Consider the following 21,240-nt stretch of genomic DNA (forward strand, 5'->3'; position numbering starts at 1 on the left):
CCACGCCAGGGTTTCGGCCTTGGAGCTGAAGACCATGCGCTTTGACGCCTTGAAATTCAAAGATCGAACGGATGCGGGGCGCCAGCTTGCCGCCGCTTTGACCAGGTTCGCGGCAACCGACCCACTGGTGCTGGCGCTGCCGCGCGGCGGCGTGCCGGTTGGCTTCGAAGTGGCGAAGGCACTCCGTGCCCGGCTCGACGTGCTGCTTGTGCGCAAGATCGGCGCGCCGGGCCATTCCGAATATGGCATCGGCGCGGTCGTCGACGGGGAAAATCCGCAGCTCGTCCTCAACGAGGAGGCGATGGCTTTGGTCCGGCCGTCAGACGAATACGTCGAAGCAGAGAAGCGGCGGCAACTGCTCGAAATCGAGCGTCGCAGAAATCTCTATCTCGGCAGCCGGCCTGCGGCTTCGGTCCTGGGCCGGACCGTCATCGTCGTCGATGACGGCATTGCGACCGGAGGCACGGTCAGAGTGGCGCTCAAGGCGCTAAGAAAGGACCGCGCCGCGCATGTCGTGTTGGCGGTCCCGGTCGCACCCCGGGACACGCTCGACCTGATCAAAGCCGATGTGGAGGAAGTGGTGTGTCTCGCCACGCCCGAGCCGTTTGTTGCGGTGGGCCGGTATTATGAGGATTTCGAACAGACCACGGACGCGGAGGTGATCCGGCTGCTGCGTGAGGCAGAGCAGTTTGAGAGCAGGTCGTCGACGCGATCTGCCTAAGGAGCACGTCATGGCTAGCAAGGACCGACAACCGATGGAGATCGTCGAGCGCGGTGATATTTTCTTTCTCTACCGGCCCAGGGTGGGAGAAACCGATCCAGACAGTCTTTCCGACGTGCAGCGCTTCTTCGTCGTGCTGCGGCCGGAGCACGCGACCAAGGTGCGGCTTCTCGTTGTCGGGCGCAAGCGACTGCCCGATGCGCATGAGCACGAGCGTCACTGGGGTTTCGTCGGCGCGGTTGCGGCTTCTGCCGCCGCGCTGGAAAAGGATCTCCGCGAAGAAACCTATGACACCAAGACGCGCGGCCGACAGCGTCTGCCTGCAGCACGCCCGGCGGGCGAAGGCCGTTATCTTGTCGCCCTGCTCAACGGACAATTGCATCTCAGCTACGCGCTCGAGCTTCCGGAGCGGCCATCCGAAGTGCAGCGCGCCTTCAAGATCGCGCCGCAGGCAAGCTTCGCGCTTTCGGTGAAGAACCCCGAAAAGCCCAGCCCTCCCGGTCTTGGATTGGGACAGGCCCAGGAGCCCGACTATCCGGACAGGCTTCAGCGGGAATTCCGCGGCCGCAGTTTCGCTCGCGAGGACATCAAGCTGCTTGACATCCAAGGCGCCGAATTCATCCTTGTCGGCGCGCGAACCGATCCGGAAAAGGCCTACAATGTCGACATTGACGTCGAGAAGGAGGACGAACGCCATTCAGAAATGCTGCGCGAACTCAAAATGGCCAAATCGCGCCATCCGATAGAACCGCTTTTCAGTGGCGAATGGGCCTGAGCCGTACGGCCCCCTCCCCTTGAGCTTGCAGTCAACCTGACGCGGTTCCGGTCAGGGCCGCGCCACCGCGCGCCAGCGGCGGTTGAGCTGTCAATCGCGCAAACGATTGGCAGCGTGATCCTGGCGCTGCTCAGTCGCGATCTGTCTGGAATCCAGACCGCGTTCCTTCGTATGCTGGGCCTTGTCGCGGTTGGACAGGACTTTGTTTTCCTCGAGCTTGTCCTTTGGGGTGGTGGTCATGGCGCCTGCACCGGAACCCTTTCCCCGCGCACCCGCTCCGATGTGCTTCTTGTTACCTTTTGCCATAGGCTTGCTCCAATTCTTAATCGTCGGGACGGTTCTTGTGATGAACGCTCTCCTGATTTTCTCCGCGGAGTATGTTGCGATCGTCAGGGTCGACGAGGTCGGGTGTCTTGGGCCTGATTTCCGACCCCTTGCGCAGCGCTTCACGTTCCGCTGCTGATCGCTTCAGGTCAGCCTCTGCGTCGAAATCCTTGCCGGCGCCCTTCGTGTTCTCCCGCTTTTCAATGATGCGCAACTGCTGTTCATGGGTTCTGCGTCCAGCCATTGGTTTCCTCCAAGCTGCCTCGCGTTCGATTTGAGCCCAGATCGCTGGCGGCAATCGTCGACTTCCAGTGATTGCAGGCGGCCACGGTCGTTGCCGAAGCGGACCAATCGTGGGCCACCACGATCTGAGCCGGTCCTTATGACGATAATCGCAGGGCGGCGGGATCGTTCCGAGATGGCGGCCGAATAAACCGGTCCATCGCTCATCGAACCCGGGCTGCTCATCCGCATCTGCCATGATCCGTCAGGTTTCTCTCCTCGCGGTGTTCCGATGGAACATCAGGGCATCTCCGTCGTTCGGCGACTGATCGCCCAAGTCGACGTCTGACGCCGCAGCGAGCGCGTAAAGCTGCAGGCCCGGGACAACACACACAGGAGGCAACCATGCCCAACACTGCCGAGATCCTTGTCGACACATTGATCGCCTGGGACGTGCGCGTGATCTTCGGCCTGCCGGGGGACGGCATAAACGGCATCATGGAGGCGCTGCGCACAAGGCAGGACAAAATCCGCTTCGTTCAGGTGCGGCATGAGGAATCCGCCGCCTTCATGGCGACGGCCTATGCCAAATGGACCGGCAAGCTCGGTGTCTGCCTCGCCACCTCAGGGCCGGGAGGCACTCACCTGCTCACCGGCCTCTACGACGCAAAGCTAGACCAGGCGCCGGTCCTTGCCATAACCGGCATGCAATTTCACGACCTGATCGAGACATTCACGCAGCAGGATGTCGATCTCACCCGCGTTTTCAACGACGTCGCCATCTTCAACACGCAGGTGAGCGACGCAGCGCATATGGAAAACGTTGCCGGCCTGGCCTGTCGTTCCGCGCTTGCGGGACGCGGCGTCTCCCATCTATCGATAGCCAGCGACGTGCAGGAACAGGCGTCGGCAAAGCGCTCGCCCCGCAACCTTCCAAATCACACGCCCGAACGGTGGTTCGAAGGGGACAAGCGACCCGACGAAGCCCAGCTTGCTCTTGCAGCTGACATCCTCAACACAGCCTCGAAGGTGGCGATACTTGCCGGGCGCGGTGCGCTGCACGCGAAGGCGGAACTCGAGAGGACGGCGGACCTCCTCGCCGCACCCGTCGCCAAGGCTTTGCTCGGAAAAGCCGTCCTGCCGGACGATCACCCGCACGTCATGGGCGGAATAGGAATATTGGGCTCGCTGACCTCGCAGGAGATCATGGAGGACTGCGAGGCGCTGCTGATTGTCGGCTCGACCTTCCCCTACATCGAATACTATCCGAAGCCCGGCAAGGCGCGCGGCGTGCAGATCGACCGCAATGCGCAGCGCATCGGCCTTCGCCATCCCATCGAGGCCGGTCTCGTCGGCGATGCGGCCATCACGCTGCAATTGCTCAATGAAAGGCTGAAGCCAAAGCAGGACAGAACCTTTCTCGAGAAGGCGCAGCAGAGCTTGCAGCGCTGGCGCAAGATGATGGCCCAGGCGGAAAGCCGGGACGACGTGCCGCTCAAGCCGCAGCGCGTCGTCAAGGCATTCGGCGACCGAATGCCGGCCAATGCGATCCTGGCCAGCGATTCCGGCCAAAACACCGAACTTGCCGCCCGTCATATCGATATCAAGGCGGGGCAGGATTTCGCCGTCTCCGGCTCACTGGCATCGATGGCCTGCGGGCTGCCCTATGCGATTGCCGGCGGGATTGCCTATCCGGGCCGGCCGGTTTTCGCGGTGGTGGGCGATGGCGGGCTGGCGATGCAACTTGGCGAATTTTCGACGGCCGTGCGTTACAGGATCCCGCTCAAGCTGCTGGTGATCAAGAACAACATGCTCAACCAGATCGCCTGGGAGCAAATGATGTTCCTTGGCAACCCGCAATTTGCCTGCGAACTCCAGCCGATCGATTTCGCTTTGGCCGCCGAAGCCATGGGGGGCATCGGCTACAGCGTCACCCGGCCTGAAGACGTTGATGGGGTTCTTGATGCCGCGTTTGCCGCGGAAGGCCCGGTGATCATAGAGGCGGTCGTCGACGCCTACGAACCTATGCTGCCGCCGCGCATGCCGGACGAATATCGCAAGAACATGCGCACAGCCCTGCCGGAAACGCCGGGCCGCAAGGAGATCGAGGCAAACCTCGCTCGCGAGCCGCTGAAGACGATGATGGGCTGACGGCGCTTGCCTGTTTGGCGACCAAGCGCCGTTGACCTGCAGGGTTCCTGACCGGTCACTGCTTGGCGGCGGTGGATGTCTTTTCGCTCGCCGAATCTGGCGTGGACTGCCTGGGCGGGTCCTGCCCTTCGGATTGACGGGTTTTGTCCTCCACCTCGTCCCTTGACCGGGTCAGGCCCATGCCGCCGGCAGGCTTCTTGTTGCCGGCCGCCTCCTGGGAGAATTGATCCGACGCGTCCGCAACTTTCTTGCGAGGGTACTTGGTCGCGCCATGCTCGTAACGGGTTTCGTTTTCAGTCACGGCGTTTCTCCGATTGCCTCACTAGCTTGCTTGGCGATTAAACGGTCCTGTGACGTCAGGGTTCCGGCTGCCGGCACTCCTGAGGGGCCGCCATATGCGGCGCGCAGCACCCCGCGGTCACACGGCTGCCGATGTTCGGCGACGCTCAGGCGTCCTGCGCCGGTCAGGCGTCCTGCCATGGCGCGTGCAGGATGTCGGCGCCCGGCTGCTCGTCGAACAGAACCGCGCAGCCGCGCTCCCACGCCACCGGCGACAGTGCGTTGGCCACGACTTCGTCCGGCGAGATGAAATCACCGGTCAGCACCCGTAACTCTTCGACGGCCTTGGCCATCGACACCAATCGCCCTGCGGCGCGGTCGGTGGTGCAGGCGTCGATGACGGAAACGAGATCTATCATCTGGAACTGGCCCATCTTAGGCCTCCGCAAACAGCATCCCTTCGCGGCTATGAACGTCGCAACGATCTACAATGTTCCCCGCCTGGTCAAACGGAGGCGAGCTTTCCTAACTTTGCCGCCAACGATTCGGCTTCAGCGCGTTGCATGCTACTAATTTAGGCGCGGTCTATCGCGTCCCTGAGCTTGCTCAGGAATGCCACCAGGGCATCCTCCGGCCGATCGGCCTCGTTGGTCAGCATGTCGATACCCCAGCGTCCGAGAACCGCTTCCTGGACGACGCTCGGTTGCGGCATGAAGACGAACGATTTCGGACGATTCCTTTCATAACCGGACCGGCGCCAGGTTTCCCAAAGCCGATACAGCAACAGACGGATGTTCATGTCCGACATGCTGTAGCCGATGAACAGGACGGTGCGCCCCAGTGCGTCGGCGCGGAACTTCACGTCCAACGGCGACTCGAACGACAGCCGCTCGAAATAGTCGGACTCCGCCAGAACCAGCGATGCATCGTCGTCGAAATCGCCGTGGTATTTGATGATCTGGGTAACCTCGCCGTTCACCTTGGCGATGTCCTTGGCATTGGCCACTTTCACGAACGCGCGGTCGTGGACTTCGAACGCGACCTCAAGGTTTCGATCATAGTTGGTGGTGTAGATGATCGGGAAATCGAGTGACACGATCAGCTTGTGGATCGCCGATCCCCTGACCTTTTCCCGCGAGACGCTCCATTCGCGATCCATCCAGCTGCGCAGGGGGCCGAGACTGCCATGCTTCAGCCGGTAATATTCGGCAAGAGCCTGGTAACTTGACTCAGGCCTGTCGACCACCTCTCGATCGAGGCCGAGTTCATCCACCATATGCTCGATGAGCTTCTCCCAGGATGGCAGGCCGACGCTCATCGACACCCCCGCCCCAACGAACAAGATCGCTCGTCGCTCTTTCACGGATCGGGCCAGTTGCTCAAGTGCAGACGGCATGGCCAACTCACCAGGCAATGATCCAACACAACTGCGAACGGCGCCCTCTGTTCCGAAGAAGCCCGGATCAGCGCCAACTGTGCTCAGCAAACTGGCTGTGCTCAGAAATGGGGGTGTTCAGCAAATGCGGCGCAGACTGGAACCGCTGACGCAGATCGAAGTTTGGTGTCAGGGGAGAGACCATGATGGCCGTCCGACGAGATCAGACCAAAGCGAGAGGCGATATTCAGGACGGGGCGATAAGGGATAAGACCCCGGGGTTCGACCCTGCCGCGGCACCTGAAAAGACCGACGCCGAAGCGGCCGGTATGCCAAATCCTGGCGCCGAGGTTCGTCGACGGCGACAGCCCGAGTTCACCAATGAAGCAAGCTTCGGCGACGCGATGCGCCCGATAGGAAGCGAGCCTGGTCTTCAGCCTGGCAAGAACTGGCCGGTGCTGGTGATTGCCGCAGTCGTTCTCGTAGCGGCTGCGGCCTTCGTGCTAGCAGCCATGCTGGGCTAGCGAGGCAGGTTTCGAGAGCTATTCGATCCCGAGAGCCAGGTCATTGTGGACATCCGTCGCGGCGATCGCAGCCTGGCCGAAAGCGACTGCGATCTGGTTCAGGGCTCTGACCAGATCGCCGATGGCATACACCCCCTCAACCGAGGTCCGCTGATGCTTGTCGACGACGACATAGCCCTCGTCGCAGCATTCGACGCCCATTGCCAGCGCGAGTTCGGACCGCACCCGGCATCCCATCGCCGGATAGATGACGTCAAAGTGGCGCACCTCGCCGTCCTTGAGGATGGCCTGGTAGCCGCTGTCGGTGGGAACAAACTTTTTGAACGCGTCGCAAACCGCAATGTTCTCTTCCATGGCCACGCGCCGTGTGGTGGCGGAAAAATCTGGAAGATAGCGTGCGAGCATTGTGACGTGCTGCGTGTACTGCTTGAGGAACAAGGCCTCTCGCAGCACCTGCGCCTCGTGACCGATGACCGCGACCTGACGATCTATGATTTCGTAGCCGTCACAAACCGGGCAAAGGCGTACGCTGCCTTTAGCGATGGCCTCGCGCAGACGCGGAATTGCAGGCACGACATCGACGATACCTGTCGCCAGGAATACCTTGCGGGCGACGATCCGCCCGCCGTTGGTCTCGGCGCCGAACCCGCCTACGGTCGGCTCGACTGATGACGCCTGAACCTGGACCAGTGTCGCTCCGAACTTGGCGGCCTGGGAACGAAGCCGCTGCAGAAGATCGGGGCCGCTAATCCCTTCCGGAAATCCCGGACAGTTGCGGCTTTCCGCAATCAGCATCGCCCGCGATTCACCCGCGTCGACCACGACGACCCGATGACGGAACCTGCCGAGATAGACAGCAGCCGCCAGCCCCGCAGGTCCACCGCCAACAATGAGAACATCCGCTTCGGTCGCGGACGAGGCTGAATGTCGGCGTTTGCGCGCGGGTTGATCCATGCGCGCCGAACGCATTCATGGGAAAGATGTTCCAGCGCCGAAATCGAGCCACGACAAGCGCGTCGTATTTGAACGGCGACGGGCTTTGAGTTGTTGTCTTATGCATGTCGTTGTCGCAAAACCGCTGCGCACCCTCGGGTCAGGCCCGAGGGCGTGCTTTTGCGCGACATGCATTATCGCGGCAAGGCGTTACCACTCGATCGCCGGCCGCGCGATCATCAGCCAGAAAATCCCGAGGACGGCAGCAAAGGCGGGAAAGCCGAAGGCGAACCACAGCCGGAAAAGCCTGATATACCGGGCCGGCAGCGGGGCCCCCGCCTTGGCGGCTTCGGACGCCAGATTGCGCATTTCCATCTGCATCCAGACCACCGGCAGCCAGAATACACCGGTGACGATATAGAGCGCGATGGACAGCACGATCCAGCCTTCGGAGAGCGAGTAGCCCGCCAGCCAGGCGAGCGCGACGCCGGTTATCGGCTGCGCCACGACTGCAGCTGCCGTGAAGAGAAAGTCGGCGACCACGACGATGCGCGCCACTGCCGCAATGGTTGCCGCATTGCCGGTCCTGTGGGCGAGAAGCATGAAGAATGCGATGCCGGCGCCGGTGCCGAGTAGCACGCTGGCACCGATGACATGCAGGAACTTCAGCACGAAATAGAGCATCAGCGCTCCTCCAGGATCGCCAAGGCAACGAAGTGAAGGACGATGATCGGCAAGACCTTCAGGAACGGCCCAAGTGGCTCGTTCCACAGGTCGGGGCGCAGGAAAGTGCCGAGGATCAGGTAGAACAGCGAGAGCGCGATGCCGGCGTAGAGGCCTTTTCGCGCCGTTGGCCGCCAGGCTATCAGTGCGCCGACGACGATGTCGGCAAGAGCGCCGGCGATCACTGTAGGCGCCGACAACATGCCAGCCCCCGTGCTTTGCATGAGGTCGATGCCGTTGCCGTAGCCAGTGGTCAGTGACACAATCCCTGTCATGATCCAGAAGAACGGCAGCACGACGAAGATTGCAGGCTTGGTGACATAAAGCCCGGCAAACCATTTTTCCTGCACCGTCGCAGGGTTGAGCGCGAGGAACTGCGCCAGGCTTTGCGGCCGCATGCCGGTCAGGGAAATCCAGTCCGAGGGATCTCCGACCGCTCCCCGTGCGATCTCCCTGGCGGCGTTGGTGCGCATAGGAGGTCGCCAGCCGAGCATCGCGGCAAAATCGCCGAGGCGGTAGAGAAGCCGCGCAACCCATCCCGGCAGGACAATCCTGGCAGCGGGAGCCCAGCCGAGCCAGCGGCGGAAACTGCCGACGATCTCATCCATGGTCAGCTGTTCGGGACCTGCAAGTTCCAGCGCCAGACGAGACGGACTGCCGGGATTGAGAAAGAAGAGCACCGTCGAGACCACATCATCGAGCTGCACGACCTGCAGCCGGCCGGTATCTGGCATTGACGGCAGGACCGGCAGCGAGGCCAGGCCGCGAAACAATGCACTGGCCCCAAACACAGGCCGGCCGAGCACAACGGAAGGGCGAAGGATTATCCAGTCGAGGTCAAGCGCCATAAGCGCCTGATCGCCGGCATATTTCGTCGCCGAGAACGACGAAGGCTGTGCCCGATCCACACCCATTGCCGAGAAGTGGATGACCTTGGTAACGCCGGCCCGCGTGCAGGCGAGAAAAAGAGCCGCCGCCGCATCGCGATGGACTTGCCCGGTCTTTTCGCGAGGGCTGTCCTGCAGAACGCCGGCGCAGTTCACCACGACATCGACGCCAGTCAGATGCGGCAGCCAATCTTCAGGGCGTAACGCGGCGGCCATGTCCAGCACCAATGTCTGGTAATCACGGACTGCATTTGCCCGAGGGCGACGGACGATGCCGACCACCTCATGTCCTTCGGAAACGAGGCGGGCGCAGACCGAAGCGCCGATCAAACCGGTGGCTCCAGCAACGAGAATTCTCATCGGACCCCAAATCTCCGATAGCCACGAGATCGTCGCCGTTCCATTCGGCGCGTATCTCTTCCATATCATCGATGTTTTTCCGGCGCTGCGAAAGCACACGTCTTTCGGCCAGCTGCTCAGGGGTGATGATGACCGCATGACCACGGTCTCTAGCTCGATGGGGCGGATTCCTCGTTCCTGTACTCGTGAATGAGGCCAAGGATTTGCGAGCGGACCAACTCGCGAGCCTCGGGCTGAACGAACGGCATCAACAGTTCGACCCGTTCCTCGACGCTCTCGGGAAGATCCGCAGCAGGATCGACGAGGTCGTTGCCGTGCGCGTAGAGATTTTCCGTCAGCTTCTTGTTGAGGTCGGAAAAAATGCCCATTGATCTGCTCCAAACCAGCTTCTCTGCTTAAATTGAAGGCTGACGAAAATGTTCCCCGGCTGAGCGATCACAACAGCTGCTTCTGCGGCCGAAGCGCTGGGGCTGGTCCAGCTCAAACGGAAGCTCGCATCCGCTCGGGCGAACTCACGCCGATGCAGCATCGGTGGCCTTCATTGTCCGCGTTGCGTATGCCAGCATGCGCCTGATTTCGGTCGTTAGGGCGGAGTTTGCCTCCGACCAAAAGCTGACGAGACCAGGTACCAGCTTGAGCCCGCAGTTGCACTGAAAGTTGCCTTGGTGAAATGTAAATGTATGATATCGGACTTGCAGCCAATCGCGCCTTCGGCACGTGGATCGAGTGCAATGAGCTCCGATGAGAAAAACAGCATCGCCCACATCGATCTACGCAGACAATTGCCTACGAAAATTCCAATTCCAATATGAGGGAAACTGCGGACGGTTTACTGGACGAGCCCCCGGCGTGGGTCGAGCGTCCCTTCCAGCTGATACATGGCTGCAGCCCTGCACCTTCATCTCCCACCATACGCTTGCCAATCAAACCAAAGGGGATCGAAAGTGACCAAGCTTGTTTTGAATCGCCGAAACACACTGCACTTGCTGGGAGGCAGCGCTGGCGCCTTGGCAATGCCCTACATCATTCGGCCGCTGCCATCCTGGGCGCAGTCGACCGTGCTCAACGTAACCACCTATGACAAATTCTTGCCGCAGGAGTTTCTCGACAAATTCCAGAAGGACAGCGGAATCAAGGTCAATGTCCGCCTGACCGACGATCAGGGCAAGCAGTACAATTTGCTGGCGGCAGAGGGTGCCAACCCTTCGACGGACATGGTGACAGTGGCTGGCCACCGATATTCGCAGTTCATCAGTTCGAACCTTCTGCAGGCTCTCGACACCGGCAAGATTCCGAATTGGAAGAACCTGAACCCCGCCTATCAGAACGCGCCTTGGGCTCGGGTCGACGGCAAGCTCTGGGGCCTGCCGATCCTCGCCGGCTATGAGGGCTTGGCCGTCAACACCAATTACGTGAAGGACCCGCAGAGCTGGGACGTCATGTTCGACCCTCAGTTCAAGGGCCTGACTTCCTACATTGTCAGCGACTTCATGACGATCACGATGCAATATCTCGGCTTCGACGGTGACTTCGTAAGTTACACGGACAAGCCCGAGGAGGCTTTGAAGGCCACCAATGCCGCGCGCGATCACCTGATCAAGCACAAGGACATGGTGCGCAAATATTACGACGCGGGTTCGGAAGTGCAGCAGATGTTCATCAACGAGGACATCTATCTCGGGCACGCATGGTCGGGTCCGGCCGCCAAGCTCATTGCCGACGGCCATCCGATCAAGCTGTCGGTTCCGAAGGAAGGCACATACGGTTTTTGCTACACCCTCAATGTCGTCAACAACGCGCCCAATGCAGAGAATGCCTACAAGCTGCTCGACGCGATCCTGGCAACACCGGATGTCGGCGCCTCGATGCAACGCCAATCGGGCTTCGCCTCCACCATTTCCGGCGTTCCGGAAGTGCTGACCGACATCGAGCGTGCGGCCGGCACGCTGCCACAGGAACAGGTCGAGCGCATCGTCTTCTTCTCGCCGGTCAACCGCGACATGAAGAACGAGATGATCGACAAGGCGACCGCCGAAGTCAAGGCAGCCTGATCTTGCCTAAGCACCGCCGCCCGCGATCATTTGCGGGCGGCAACCTTCAACCGTCCGGCGGGGTCGGGCGCCTCCTTGCGCAGGTGGACAAATAATGGCCAGCAACTCGACCCTTGTCCGTGGCGGAGCGATGCCAGCTGTCGCCGCGCCGGCGTATTCAACGCGGCTTCCCGCACTCTTCAACTCGGGTCTCTACCAGTCGACGCTGGGCGCGCTGGTCTCGAACAAGACGACGCGGATGGTGCTGCTTGCGGCGGTTCCGATCGTGTGGATCGTCATGATGCATATCGGGCCGATTTACCAGATGCTGAAGATCAGCCTGCTCAGCAACTATCCGATCCAGCATGGCCGCGCGCCGACCGTCACCTTCGCCAATTACGCGATTTTCTTTTCCGAGCCGTTGTATTTCATGCCGCTCATTCGCAGCTTCGTCTATGCGACTTCGGCGACGGCGGTGACGCTGCTGGTCGTCTATCCCGTCGCTTACTATGTGGCGAAGATCGTGCAGCCCGATCGCAGATCGAAGGCGCTGCTGCTTCTGCTGGTGCCGTTCTGGGCGGGCGAGTTGATCCGGACCTTCTCCATCATCATGCTGCTCGCCAATCGCGGCGCCCTGAACGTTTTCCTGCGCGACGTTGGCATGATCGACCGGCCGATCCCGCTGCTTTATACGCCGTTCTCGCTGGGCTTTGGCCTGGTCTACCTGATCAGCCTCTACATGCTCCTGCCGCTCTACTCGGCCATCGACAAGATCCCCAAACATCTGCTCGACGCTGCAGCCGATCTCGGCGCTGGGCCGTTCACGCGCTTCAGGCGCATTGTGCTACCGCTGTCGCGCGACGGCATCGTGTCGGGATGCTCGCTGGTGTTCCTGACGTCGATCGGCGTCTTCGCCACGCCGATGCTGCTGGGCGGGCCAACCACCGTGCTGTTTCCTGAGACGATCAGCGGCTTCTTCCACGGCGCCAGCGACAAGTGGCCTGTGGGTGCAGCCTTTGCCATGATCATGCTGGTCTCGGCACTTACCACCGCTGCCATCTTCATGCGGATCGTTGGCGGTAAATCGACGAGGCTGATGTGATGCGCACGATGCTTGCCGACGCGCCGCGCACCGCGTTGACGATGGCCTATTGGGGCTTCGTGCTCTACCTCTTCCTTCCGCTCACGCTGATGATGGCAATGAGCTTCAAGAATGCCGCCTTCATCGCCTTCCCGATCGGCGACTGGACCTTCGACTGGTACTTGAAGGTTATGCAGGACAAGCCGTTCCTGGAAGCCTGCGTCTATTCGGTGCTGGTGGCAGGGCTCACCACGCTTGCGGCGACGGTCATCGGCGTTTGGATCGCGATGCTGATCGCAACGACCGAAGGGCGCTGGGGCGCCGTGCTGTTCGCGCTCGCCTGCCTGCCCGCGGTGGTGCCAGGAATGATTTCCGCCATTTCGCTGCGCATCTTCATCAGCACCATCGACATGCCGACCGGCACGGCCGCGATCGTGCTTGGCCACACCGTTCATGCGGTGCCTTTCGTCGTCGTGATGGCGCTGACGAGGCTGCGCTCGATGCCGGCCAACCTGGTCGACGCGGCACGAGATCTCGGCGCCGACAGCGTCGTCGCGTTCTTCCGCGTCACCTTGCCCTATCTGGGGCCTGCCATCGGCGGCGGCATGATCTTTTGCATCCTTTTGTCGATCGACGATTTCGTGCGCACCTTTTTCCTCGGCGGCTATCGCCCGACGCTGCCGATGCTGATTTTCGCCAAAGTCCAGGGCGGCATGTCGCCAGAGATCAATGCGATGGCGACACTGGTGCTGCTGGTGACCGGAGCGGTTGGACTTTACGCCGAATATTACACACGCCGTTCGAGGAGCCGCTGATGGATCCGGTCGTTCAATTTCAGAATGTGACCAAGGCCTATGGCCAGGCCGTCGCCGTCGATGATCTCAACCTCACAATCCAGGCCGGCAAGTTCGTCACGCTGCTTGGGCCGTCCGGCTGCGGAAAGTCGACCACGCTGCGCATGCTCGGCGGCTTCGAAATCCCCAATTCGGGACGCATCCTGCTGGCCGGAAAGGACGTGACGCGGCTACCGCCGAACAAGCGCAACGTCAACATCGTCTTCCAGGACTACGCGCTGTTCCCGCACATGAATGTCGCGCGCAACATCGCCTTCGGGCTCGAATTGAAAGGGCTAGATGCATCGGCCATCCACAAGCGCGTCATGGAACTGCTGGCGCTCGTGCAGTTGCAGGACTACGCGACGCGCATGCCGTCGGAGCTGTCCGGCGGGCAACGACAGCGCGTCGCGCTGATGCGGGCGCTGGCGCCAGACCCGCAGGTCCTGCTGCTCGACGAACCCTTGAGCGCGCTCGACGCCAAGCTGCGCCAGCAGATGCAGATCGAGCTCAAGTCGATCCAGGAGCGAACCGGCAAGACTTTCCTGTTCGTCACCCATGACCAGGAGGAAGCGCTGACCATGTCGGACCAGATCGTGGTCATGAACAATGGAAAGGTCGAACAGATGGGCGACCCTCATACTCTGTACTCGCGACCGCAGAGCGTCTTCGTGGCGAACTTCATCGGCGACGCCAACCTGCTGCGGGCCAAGGTGGTTGGCGCGGACGCGCAGGGAACCGCCCTGACCTGGAACGGCAGGCAGGTCGGCGCGCTGCCCAGCGCGCATGCGATGAAACAGGGCGACTCTGTCCTGATCGTCGTGCGGCCGGAAGCGCTTCGCTTCTTGTCCGTGCCGAGCGGCGAAGGCTTCACCGGCAAGATCAGAAAGCGTGTCTTCAAAGGCAACCACACGTCGATGACGATAGAAGTCGACGATGGTAGCCAGTTGAACGCGCTCGTCCATCCCGGCGAAAGCGAAGCCATTTCCGGCGAGGATGTGTGGCTAGGCTGGAACCCGCGTGCTGCCACCGTCATCCGCGACGAGTCTGCCGCGGGATGACCAGGGTTCGCCACACCGAGATGGCCGACAGCCTGGAACAGCTCGCTCGACGTGTTCGCGACGATCTGGCGTGTCTGTGCGTGCCACCAGTCAACTGGGTCGCGCCGAGAGCGCCAGCAGACGGCCGCCCCGTGCATGACGTGGTGGTGATCGGCGGCGGCATGTGCGGGCTGGTCGCCAGCTTCGCGCTGCAGATCGCCGGCATCAGGAACATCCGCATTTTCGATCGCGCGCCGCGCGGGCTCGAAGGGCCATGGGTGACCTATGCCCGCATGGAGACGCTACGCTCGCCGAAACAGCTGACCGGTCCCGCCTATGGTATGGCCTCACTGACGTTTCGGGCGTGGTTTACCGCGCAATTTGGCGAAGGTGCATGGGAAGCCCTCGACAAGATCCCGCGGCCGATGTGGATGGACTACCTGCGCTGGTACAGACAGGTGCTTGAGCTGCCAGTCGAGAACGACGTCGATGTCAGGCGGATCGTTCCCGAAGGCGACCTGCTGAGGCTTGATCTGGCTGGAACCGGGCGACGCGAGGACATCGTGCTGACGCGCCGTGTGGTGATGGCGACGGGACGCGACGGCACCGGCCGGCCGAACATACCCGACTTTGTGCAACATCTGCCCAGGACGCTTTGGGCGCATTCGTCAGAGGCGATCGACTTTGCCGGGTTGAAGGGCAAACGCGTCGTCGTGATTGGCGTCGGTGCTTCCGCTGTCGACAATGCGGCCGAGGCGCTGGAAGCAGGCGCCGCCGAAGTGCGGCACCTGGCGCGGCGACGCGAGATGCCGACCATCAACAAGCTGATGGGTATCGGCTCGACAGGGTTTACGGCAGCCTTTCCCGACCTGGGCGACGACTGGCGCTGGCGCATCATGCACTATTCCTTCCAGACGCAGACGCCCGCGCCGCGCGGCTCGACCTTGCGGGTCAGCCGTCACGCCAACGCCCATTTCCACTTCGACGCAGGCATTGACCGGGTCGATGTTGCGAATGGTGCGCTGGAGATCACGACGACATCCGGCAAGGTGCTGGACACCGACTTCATCATCCTCGGAACCGGCTTTATCGTCGACCCTTTGGCGCGTACCGAGCTCGAAGGATATGCCGACCGCATCGCCCTGTGGCGCGACCGCTACCAGCCGCCGGCCGGACTGGCAAACGAGCAGCTCGGCGCCTTCCCCTACCTCGCCGACGATTTCAGCTTCGTCGAGCGCAACGCGGGCGAGGCGACGTGGCTTTCTCGCATCCATTGTTTCAACTATGGCGCCAGCGTGAGCCTCGGCAAGACCAGCGGTGACGTCCCCGGCATCAGTGAGGGCGCAGGCTGGCTGGCGCGGGCCATTGCCGCAAAACTCTACAGCGAGGACGTCGAGGTCCATTGGCAGCGACTGCTCGACTACGACACGCCTGAACTCAAAGGCGACGAGTGGACGGCGTCCGAGCTCCCCGACCGCGAGTTCGATCGACCATCCCAGAAGCGAGGTGCGCTATGAACGATGTCCTTCTGCGCCTGTCAGGAATCGATCCGCAGAGCGAACTCGCCAAAGTCATTGCCAAACGCGCCGACATTTTCGAGCTGACGGAAAAAACCCATGACGCGGCCCTGCGTCCCGCTGATCCCGGTGGCCTGTCGCATGCGATGCGCGCGGCCATTGCCTGCCGCATCGCCAGCCTGAACGGCGATGCGGCGTTTCGCGACCATTTCGGCGCGATGCTCGATCAGGCCGCTCCTGATGAAATAGAGCGGCAGGTCAGTGACCTCGACTTCAAAGCTAGCGACCCCCGCATCAGCGCGCTGATCCGTCATGCCGACCTGGTCGCGGCCAACCCGCGCTCGGCGAGCGGCAGAGATATCGAGCTGTTGCGCCAGGCGGGTATCGCCGAGGCGGATGTCGTCCGTCTCTCCGAGCTGGTGGCGTTTGTCAGCTACCAGATCCGGGTCGTGGCAGGACTGCGACTGATGAGGCAATCGGCATGACACGCGTCTTGCAGGATTTCACCACCAAAGTTCCGATCTGGAAGCCGCATGTTACGCCGGTCGATCTCGAACATGCAACGCCCGCGCAGCTGGACGCTTTGCAGGTGACGCCGTCGAACCGAAAAATCTCGGACTATGTGCTTGTTCTGGCGCATGACGCCGAGACGCTGAAGCACCGGTCGCCGCTGTTCAATGGCATCATGTACAATCGCGGCGGCATGTCACGCGCCGAGCGCGAAATCGGCGCGGTCGGTGCCTCGCTGGTTAACCGTTGCATCTACTGCGCCGCCGTCCATGCGGAGCGCTATTCCCAGCTTTCCAAAGACGAAGCCTCCATCGGCAAAATTTTCGCCGACGGCGTGGATGCTGAGCTTGAGCCCAGGCTATCGGCGATCCTGCAATTCGCCGTCAAGCTTTCGCAATGTCCGCCCGCAGCCGACGGCGAGGACGTTGCGCGGCTGAGAGACTGCGGCCTTGGCGACGAGGAAATCCTCGACCTGGTGCTTTCGGCCTCGCTGTTCGGCTGGGCGAACCGGCTGATGCACACGCTTGGGGAGCCGGTCGCGGAATGAACCGCCCGCCTTGCGCTGCGCCTGCAGACGCAGCGCAAGGCGCGCGACCTGACGCAGGAGGAGCTTGCCTTCGACGTCACCAGGCCCGCGTGAACGAGATAGAAGTCGAGCACATCGAAAGGCATGACATGCGAGTTGGTATCGTGGGCGCCGGGTCGATCGCGTTTGGAGTTGCCTGCCTGCTGGAGCAGATGGGACATCAGGCCATGCTCTGGTCGCCATCGGGCGAGCGCACGAAGGAATTGGCGACGGGCAAAGCGCTCACCGCTTCCGGCGCGATCACGGGAGAGTTTCACCCGAAGGTCGCCGCAGGTGCTGCCGAGCTGGTGGACAGTGTCGAGGTGGTCGTGGTCGCCCTGCCCGGCTATGGGCACAAGTTCGCCTTCGACGCGATTGCGCCGCATGTGCGCACCGACCAGACCGTCATCATCAGCTCGCACGCCTCGTTCGGCGCGCTCTATCTGTCACGCGAGCTCGCGGCACACGACGTGACGGCAACCATCATCGCCTGGGGAACAACAGTCGTTGCAGGACGGCAGAAGGGTCAGGCCGAAGTCAATGTCTCGACTGTGCGCAAGAAAGTAGACATCGCCACTGTACCCCATGCGCGCAGCACCGAAGGCATGGCGCTGTGCGAAAAGCTGTTCGGCGATCGCTTCGTCGACCGTGGCAGCCTGATGGCAATCGCGGTCAGCAACCTTAACCCGCAGAATCACATGGGGATCGCGCTCTGCAATCTGACGCGCATGGAGCGCGGCGAGACCTGGAGCCAGGGGCAGAACGTCACGCCCAAGGTTGGACGGTTGCTCGAGCAACTCGACGAGGAGCGGCTGGCGATCGCTGCCGCGCTCGGGCAGGACGTGCGCACCATCTTCCAGCACTTCCATCTTTCGTTCCACGTGCCGCTGGCCTCGATCTCGCAGATGAACCAGGCGATGCATGAAGCCGGCAATGGCGGGCAAGGACCGACGACGGCGGACAGCCGCTATGTGCTCGAGGACGTGCCCTTTGGTCTGGTCGCAACGGCCAAGCTCGGCCGTCTCGTCGGCAAGCCGGCTGCGTTGCATGAATCCGGTATCCAGATTTTTTCGGCGCTTTACGGACGTGATTTCGTCGGCGAGAACGATCTTCTCGCGGCGCTGGACATGGACGCTATGTCGCTCGACGACCTCCGGCGGCTTTCGCGCGACGGCTACGGCCTCCCGGCCTGACATGGAAGGGGCGCCCCACTCAACGGGGACCATGGACTGGAACCGCCGCGTGGTGAGGCTGGCGCTTCCCATCATTCTGGCTAACCTCGCGCTACCAATACTTGCCATGGTTGACACGACCGTGGCCGGGCACCTGAGTGGCCCACAGCACCTCGGCGGCGTTGCGCTGGGCTGCATCCTGTTCAGCTTCCTGTTCTGGAGCTTCGGTTTCCTGCGCATGGCAACCACGGGGCTCGCTGCGCAGGCCTATGGAGCCAACGACCATGTCGAATTGCGCAAGCACCTCCTGCGTGCCTTGCTGATCGCTTCTCTGTCGGGTGTCGTGATCGTTTGCCTGCAGTGGCCGATCATCAGCACAGGCATCACTCTGATGGGCGGCAGCGCGGCGGTGCAGCATAGCGCGGCGGACTACGCTTATGCGCGGATATGGTCGTCGCCGGCGTCGCTGGGCAATTTTGTGGTGCTCGGCTATCTGCTCGGCAGCCAGCGCGTGACCTTGGCACTGGTCCTGCAGATCGGCATGAATATTTTCAATCTGGTGGCTACTCTCTTTCTCGCGATTGGCCTGGATTGGGGCGTCGCCGGCATCGGCGCAGGCACTGCAGTCGCGGAATGGGCGACATTCCTCACAGCGCTGCTTTTTGTGAAGCCCTTCAAGGGAATGAACCCGGCGATAGTTCGGGCCATCCTCGACCGGGCAGCCTTCGCAAGATTGTTCGGGGTCAACATAGACATTTTCCTGCGCAGCTTCTTCCTGCTGGTCTCGTTCGGCTGGTTCACGCGTGCGGGAGCCGCCGAAGGCGAAGTCGTACTGGCTGCCAATGCGGTTCTGATGAACCTGCACAGCTTCATGGCCTACGGCCTCGATGGATTCGCGCATGCGACGGAAACGCTGGTCGGCTCAGCCATAGGCTCCAGGGACAGGACCGCATTGCGCGGCGTGATCAGGGCTGCCGGCATCTGGTCGCTGGCAGTGGCGCTGCTGTTCTCACTGTCCTACTGGCTGGCGGGCGATGCGATCGTCAGCCTGCTGACCGACCAGCAGGCAATCAGGGAAACCGCAGCCAGGTTTTTGCCCTATGTCGTCATCCTTCCAATCGCGTCATTTGCAGGCTTTCTCCTGGACGGTATTTTCATCGGGGCACTGCGCACCCGCGAATTGCGCAACAGCATGTTCCTGTCGACTGCGGTGTTTCTCGGGACCGCCTATTTCCTGCAGGCCTCGTTGGGGAACCACGGGCTCTGGATCGCGATGATCGCGTTCATGCTGTTTCGCGCCGGCGCGCTCGGAAGTTATCTCGGCCGCATATTGCGGGCTTAGTTCCTGGTCGGCCAGACCGAGTGCGTGTCGTCGATTACGAATGGGTGCGAATGCCGGCGGCCGTGCGCCTGGAACAATTAGAGAGACGTTTGCGCGAGGCGCGAAAAAGCAACGCCAATACAGCTGATTGGTGACGACGTAGGTACTCTCGCAGATGTGGTATTGGCCGTCCGGGGATTCCTGCACACGGTCGCGTGGGATGGTGAAATTATGCGGCAGGTAAGTGTAACCACCGTCTATCCTGGACCGCACCGACGACCGCGGTATGGCGCGGCAATCAGAGCCACCGCAACACTTGAATTTCGTCAGTGGGTCAACCTTGCCCTCGTACCAATCATGGGCGCTAGCGGCGGTTGCGGTGGCGATACACATCGCCGTTAAGACGAGTCTTCGCATGGCGTCCCCTAGGTGTTTGGCAGGCGCTGCTCGTTCGAGCCTCTATTTATATTAGCCTTCCATAAAAAATGCCATTGGCCTCCAACCGACTAACGCAGCTCCAGCAAGCGACGCTCGCGCTGAAAGACCGCGCAGCTTTGGAGGTAATTTTGGATCAACTGCCAGCTCCAACAGCTTGTGTGCGTGACGAAGATTGTCTTTGGTGCCGATCAAATTCGCGAACGGCGTCGGCAAGGGTCTTATGGCCCGCTCTGTCACGCGTTGCCGTCTCCGGTCACCGGAATGAGTGCCATGACCAACTTCAGCGTGATGGAGGGTTCTCGTCAGCCAGTTCTTGCTCTCGCCGCTCAAGCTCCTTCTGAAGCTTCAGAGCTAACGCGAGAAGTCTCGGCGACAGGGTTTGATCGCCGTCCAATCCTAATCGCTTGCGAAGACTCCGACGATTGTCTTCCGAATGCACCAACTCTCGGAATCCGCGATCGCTCTCTCGGGTTGCCATGACGGTCACCTTTAGCTTTGAACGGAACTCGTCGCTGGCTAAAGGGTTCCATGAGAGGTCGGATCATTTCGCTAAAAGCGCATCGCAGCTGAATGGATTCATGCGACGCGCTTTAAGGTTGTTTGTTTTATGGATGTCGTTATCGCAAAACCGCTGCGCACCCACGGTTCAGGCCCGAGGGCATGCCTTTAGGCGACATGCATTAGAACCTTCCGAGCAGTGATCGGATAACTAAGCGGGATTGAGAGGATACTGCTCGCACTCATCGAAAGCCACGCACAGGCCCAGCGCAGCAGCGACTTCGAGGATAGCTTCGGTCAAATCGTCATCGGATGCGACCAAACCGGGTGCAGCCTGCCGAACCTGGTCCAATGCCGCTTTGACCGAGACGGTGTCGCAATATCCGGCCCTGTTGAGGACTGCGGCAATCGCCTGATCTAGAACTGGACCGACCCTATGGACGATGCTCATCCACCTTCCCCCCCGGGAACGCGAGAAGGTAATAGTAGCGTGTCTGCGGTCGGGATGCAACCCACGCGCGAAACCAGTTCGAACAAGGTCTGGCGTTGCCGCGTTGGGACTAGGGTAGCTTGGGTAAGTTGAGCGCCGGCGGCAGCGTCGGGTCCGACGCGCGAAACGAACAGAACTGCAGGCCTTGGCCGATCACATAAGCCAATGTGACGGACAGTTCGAAGCTCGCTCCCGCAACCAGATCAGATCGGCCCGAGGACGAATACGGCAATCAGGCCAACAAAAAGCACAGCGGAGATTATAGCGCCCCACATCATGACTTTCCCGGTGCCGCGTTGCTCTTCCTCGCGAGATATCTCTATCGCCATTGAACGGATCCCTATTTGTGAGGGTCGATGGCTTAGCAACGTGTCTTGCCGAGGCTGGTTCCCACGTGACGCGTGCTGCGTCTTGGCAGACCGGGTTCTCTGCTCGCGCGGATCTTCTCGAAGCTGATCGTAAAATGCGGGG

Annotated in this window: 23 protein-coding genes; 13 read left to right on the forward strand and 10 right to left on the reverse strand. The window is 61.4% G+C overall.

Features of this window, described 5'->3' with window-relative positions; translation table 11 throughout:
- Positions 1-34 precede the first annotated feature (34 nt).
- Complete coding sequence (locus JG739_RS23475) at positions 35-721, forward strand: phosphoribosyltransferase (RefSeq protein ID WP_202363595.1); 687 nt, start codon at positions 35-37, stop codon at positions 719-721.
- A gap of 10 nt (positions 722-731) precedes the next feature.
- A complete protein-coding gene (locus JG739_RS23480) occupies positions 732-1,496 on the forward strand; it encodes a hypothetical protein (RefSeq protein WP_202363596.1) in 765 nt (254 codons plus the stop codon).
- A 90-nt stretch (positions 1,497-1,586) separates the two neighbouring features.
- On the opposite strand, the gene JG739_RS23485 is transcribed toward JG739_RS23480, so the two are convergent.
- Together JG739_RS23485 and JG739_RS23490 are read right to left on the reverse strand one after the other, a co-directional pair.
- A complete protein-coding gene (locus JG739_RS23485) occupies positions 1,587-1,802 on the reverse strand; it encodes a hypothetical protein (protein WP_202363597.1) in 216 nt (71 codons plus the stop codon).
- A 16-nt stretch (positions 1,803-1,818) separates the two neighbouring features.
- Positions 1,819-2,064 carry a hypothetical protein gene (locus JG739_RS23490; protein ID WP_202363598.1) on the reverse strand — a complete coding sequence of 82 codons (246 nt, stop codon included), beginning with the start codon at positions 2,062-2,064 and terminating at the stop codon, positions 1,819-1,821.
- A 383-nt stretch (positions 2,065-2,447) separates the two neighbouring features.
- On the opposite strand from JG739_RS23490, the gene JG739_RS23495 reads away from it, so the two are divergent.
- Positions 2,448-4,193, forward strand: a complete 1,746-nt coding sequence (locus JG739_RS23495) for a thiamine pyrophosphate-dependent enzyme (protein ID WP_202363599.1) — start codon at positions 2,448-2,450, stop codon at positions 4,191-4,193.
- A gap of 55 nt (positions 4,194-4,248) precedes the next feature.
- Here the strand turns inward: JG739_RS23495 and JG739_RS23500 are convergent, their stop codons facing one another.
- From JG739_RS23500 to JG739_RS23510, 3 genes are all read right to left on the reverse strand, one after another.
- Entirely contained in the window at positions 4,249-4,494 is a 246-nt protein-coding gene (locus JG739_RS23500; RefSeq protein ID WP_202363600.1) for a hypothetical protein, read from the reverse strand.
- Between the two features lie 163 nt (positions 4,495-4,657).
- Positions 4,658-4,906 carry a hypothetical protein gene (locus JG739_RS23505; RefSeq protein WP_202363601.1) on the reverse strand — a complete coding sequence of 83 codons (249 nt, stop codon included), beginning with the start codon at positions 4,904-4,906 and terminating at the stop codon, positions 4,658-4,660.
- A gap of 140 nt (positions 4,907-5,046) precedes the next feature.
- On the reverse strand, positions 5,047-5,868 hold the full coding sequence (locus JG739_RS23510) for an SIR2 family NAD-dependent protein deacylase (RefSeq protein WP_202363602.1): 822 nt from the start codon (positions 5,866-5,868) through the stop codon (positions 5,047-5,049).
- A gap of 182 nt (positions 5,869-6,050) precedes the next feature.
- Here JG739_RS23510 and JG739_RS23515 point away from each other — a divergent pair, with 182 nt between their 5' ends.
- Positions 6,051-6,371 carry a hypothetical protein gene (locus tag JG739_RS23515; protein WP_370464274.1) on the forward strand — a complete coding sequence of 107 codons (321 nt, stop codon included), beginning with the start codon at positions 6,051-6,053 and terminating at the stop codon, positions 6,369-6,371.
- Positions 6,372-6,389: 18 nt separating this feature from the next.
- On the opposite strand, the gene JG739_RS23520 is transcribed toward JG739_RS23515, so the two are convergent.
- The 4 genes from JG739_RS23520 to JG739_RS23535 all read right to left on the reverse strand — a co-directional run bounded on the left by JG739_RS23520 (position 6,390) and on the right by JG739_RS23535 (position 9,642).
- Positions 6,390-7,340 carry an NAD(P)/FAD-dependent oxidoreductase gene (locus JG739_RS23520; RefSeq protein ID WP_244749531.1) on the reverse strand — a complete coding sequence of 317 codons (951 nt, stop codon included), beginning with the start codon at positions 7,338-7,340 and terminating at the stop codon, positions 6,390-6,392.
- Positions 7,341-7,514: 174 nt separating this feature from the next.
- Positions 7,515-7,988 (reverse strand): DUF2269 family protein, encoded by a 474-nt coding sequence (locus JG739_RS23525; RefSeq protein ID WP_202363603.1) that lies wholly within the window; start codon positions 7,986-7,988, stop codon positions 7,515-7,517.
- Positions 7,988-9,274, reverse strand: a complete 1,287-nt coding sequence (locus tag JG739_RS23530; protein ID WP_202363604.1) for an SDR family oxidoreductase — start codon at positions 9,272-9,274, stop codon at positions 7,988-7,990. Before JG739_RS23530 ends, JG739_RS23525 begins: the two co-directional genes overlap by 1 nt.
- Before the next feature lie 149 nt (positions 9,275-9,423).
- Entirely contained in the window at positions 9,424-9,642 is a 219-nt protein-coding gene (locus JG739_RS23535) for a hypothetical protein (RefSeq protein ID WP_202363605.1), read from the reverse strand.
- A 645-nt stretch (positions 9,643-10,287) separates the two neighbouring features.
- On the opposite strand from JG739_RS23535, the gene JG739_RS23540 reads away from it, so the two are divergent.
- The 9 genes from JG739_RS23540 to JG739_RS23580 all read left to right on the forward strand — a co-directional run bounded on the left by JG739_RS23540 (position 10,288) and on the right by JG739_RS23580 (position 19,364).
- Positions 10,288-11,325 carry an extracellular solute-binding protein gene (locus tag JG739_RS23540; RefSeq protein ID WP_244749532.1) on the forward strand — a complete coding sequence of 346 codons (1,038 nt, stop codon included), beginning with the start codon at positions 10,288-10,290 and terminating at the stop codon, positions 11,323-11,325.
- A gap of 94 nt (positions 11,326-11,419) precedes the next feature.
- The gene (locus tag JG739_RS23545; RefSeq protein WP_202363607.1) at positions 11,420-12,406 is read left to right on the forward strand and encodes an ABC transporter permease; all 987 of its coding nucleotides are present in this window, start codon (positions 11,420-11,422) and stop codon (positions 12,404-12,406) included.
- A complete protein-coding gene (locus JG739_RS23550; protein WP_202363608.1) occupies positions 12,406-13,200 on the forward strand; it encodes an ABC transporter permease in 795 nt (264 codons plus the stop codon). The genes JG739_RS23545 and JG739_RS23550 overlap by 1 nt, the downstream gene beginning before the upstream one ends.
- The gene (locus JG739_RS23555; RefSeq protein ID WP_202363609.1) at positions 13,200-14,279 is read left to right on the forward strand and encodes an ABC transporter ATP-binding protein; all 1,080 of its coding nucleotides are present in this window, start codon (positions 13,200-13,202) and stop codon (positions 14,277-14,279) included. The genes JG739_RS23550 and JG739_RS23555 overlap by 1 nt, the downstream gene beginning before the upstream one ends.
- Positions 14,276-15,775, forward strand: coding sequence for an NAD(P)-binding domain-containing protein (locus JG739_RS23560; protein ID WP_202363610.1), 1,500 nt, complete (start codon positions 14,276-14,278; stop codon positions 15,773-15,775). The genes JG739_RS23555 and JG739_RS23560 overlap by 4 nt, the downstream gene beginning before the upstream one ends.
- Positions 15,772-16,260: a CMD domain-containing protein gene (locus tag JG739_RS23565; RefSeq protein WP_202363611.1), complete on the forward strand. Its 489-nt coding sequence runs from the start codon at positions 15,772-15,774 to the stop codon at positions 16,258-16,260. The genes JG739_RS23560 and JG739_RS23565 overlap by 4 nt, the downstream gene beginning before the upstream one ends.
- The gene (locus JG739_RS23570) at positions 16,257-16,832 is read left to right on the forward strand and encodes a peroxidase-related enzyme (protein WP_202363612.1); all 576 of its coding nucleotides are present in this window, start codon (positions 16,257-16,259) and stop codon (positions 16,830-16,832) included. Before JG739_RS23565 ends, JG739_RS23570 begins: the two co-directional genes overlap by 4 nt.
- Before the next feature lie 128 nt (positions 16,833-16,960).
- On the forward strand, positions 16,961-18,043 hold the full coding sequence (locus JG739_RS23575) for an NAD/NADP octopine/nopaline dehydrogenase family protein (RefSeq protein WP_202367597.1): 1,083 nt from the start codon (positions 16,961-16,963) through the stop codon (positions 18,041-18,043).
- A gap of 106 nt (positions 18,044-18,149) precedes the next feature.
- On the forward strand, positions 18,150-19,364 hold the full coding sequence (locus tag JG739_RS23580) for an MATE family efflux transporter (RefSeq protein WP_202363613.1): 1,215 nt from the start codon (positions 18,150-18,152) through the stop codon (positions 19,362-19,364).
- A 1,126-nt stretch (positions 19,365-20,490) separates the two neighbouring features.
- Here JG739_RS23580 and JG739_RS23585 read toward each other — a convergent pair.
- Positions 20,491-20,730 (reverse strand): hypothetical protein, encoded by a 240-nt coding sequence (locus JG739_RS23585; protein ID WP_202363614.1) that lies wholly within the window; start codon positions 20,728-20,730, stop codon positions 20,491-20,493.
- Between the last annotated feature and the right edge of the window lie 510 nt (positions 20,731-21,240).

Source organism: Mesorhizobium sp. L-2-11 (genome assembly GCF_016756595.1).
Classification (GTDB): Bacteria; Pseudomonadota; Alphaproteobacteria; order Rhizobiales; family Rhizobiaceae; genus Mesorhizobium.

Excerpts from the sequence above, each read along its gene's own strand:
- JG739_RS23475 (WP_202363595.1), top strand. The coding sequence starts at position 35 with ATGCGCTTTGACGCCTTGAAATTCAAAGATCGAACGGATGCGGGGCGC.
- JG739_RS23480 (WP_202363596.1), top strand. The coding sequence starts at position 732 with ATGGCTAGCAAGGACCGACAACCGATGGAGATCGTCGAGCGCGGTGAT.
- JG739_RS23485 (WP_202363597.1), bottom strand. The coding sequence starts at position 1,802 with ATGGCAAAAGGTAACAAGAAGCACATCGGAGCGGGTGCGCGGGGAAAG.
- JG739_RS23490 (WP_202363598.1), bottom strand. The coding sequence starts at position 2,064 with ATGGCTGGACGCAGAACCCATGAACAGCAGTTGCGCATCATTGAAAAG.
- JG739_RS23495 (WP_202363599.1), top strand. The coding sequence starts at position 2,448 with ATGCCCAACACTGCCGAGATCCTTGTCGACACATTGATCGCCTGGGAC.
- JG739_RS23505 (WP_202363601.1), bottom strand. The coding sequence starts at position 4,906 with ATGGGCCAGTTCCAGATGATAGATCTCGTTTCCGTCATCGACGCCTGC.
- JG739_RS23510 (WP_202363602.1), bottom strand. The coding sequence starts at position 5,868 with ATGCCGTCTGCACTTGAGCAACTGGCCCGATCCGTGAAAGAGCGACGA.
- JG739_RS23515 (WP_370464274.1), top strand. The coding sequence starts at position 6,051 with ATGATGGCCGTCCGACGAGATCAGACCAAAGCGAGAGGCGATATTCAG.
- JG739_RS23520 (WP_244749531.1), bottom strand. The coding sequence starts at position 7,340 with ATGCGTTCGGCGCGCATGGATCAACCCGCGCGCAAACGCCGACATTCA.
- JG739_RS23525 (WP_202363603.1), bottom strand. The coding sequence starts at position 7,988 with ATGCTCTATTTCGTGCTGAAGTTCCTGCATGTCATCGGTGCCAGCGTG.
- JG739_RS23530 (WP_202363604.1), bottom strand. The coding sequence starts at position 9,274 with ATGAGAATTCTCGTTGCTGGAGCCACCGGTTTGATCGGCGCTTCGGTC.
- JG739_RS23535 (WP_202363605.1), bottom strand. The coding sequence starts at position 9,642 with ATGGGCATTTTTTCCGACCTCAACAAGAAGCTGACGGAAAATCTCTAC.
- JG739_RS23540 (WP_244749532.1), top strand. The coding sequence starts at position 10,288 with ATGCCCTACATCATTCGGCCGCTGCCATCCTGGGCGCAGTCGACCGTG.
- JG739_RS23545 (WP_202363607.1), top strand. The coding sequence starts at position 11,420 with ATGGCCAGCAACTCGACCCTTGTCCGTGGCGGAGCGATGCCAGCTGTC.
- JG739_RS23550 (WP_202363608.1), top strand. The coding sequence starts at position 12,406 with ATGCGCACGATGCTTGCCGACGCGCCGCGCACCGCGTTGACGATGGCC.
- JG739_RS23555 (WP_202363609.1), top strand. The coding sequence starts at position 13,200 with ATGGATCCGGTCGTTCAATTTCAGAATGTGACCAAGGCCTATGGCCAG.
- JG739_RS23560 (WP_202363610.1), top strand. The coding sequence starts at position 14,276 with ATGACCAGGGTTCGCCACACCGAGATGGCCGACAGCCTGGAACAGCTC.
- JG739_RS23565 (WP_202363611.1), top strand. The coding sequence starts at position 15,772 with ATGAACGATGTCCTTCTGCGCCTGTCAGGAATCGATCCGCAGAGCGAA.
- JG739_RS23570 (WP_202363612.1), top strand. The coding sequence starts at position 16,257 with ATGACACGCGTCTTGCAGGATTTCACCACCAAAGTTCCGATCTGGAAG.
- JG739_RS23575 (WP_202367597.1), top strand. The coding sequence starts at position 16,961 with ATGCGAGTTGGTATCGTGGGCGCCGGGTCGATCGCGTTTGGAGTTGCC.
- JG739_RS23580 (WP_202363613.1), top strand. The coding sequence starts at position 18,150 with ATGGTTGACACGACCGTGGCCGGGCACCTGAGTGGCCCACAGCACCTC.
- JG739_RS23585 (WP_202363614.1), bottom strand. The coding sequence starts at position 20,730 with ATGAGCATCGTCCATAGGGTCGGTCCAGTTCTAGATCAGGCGATTGCC.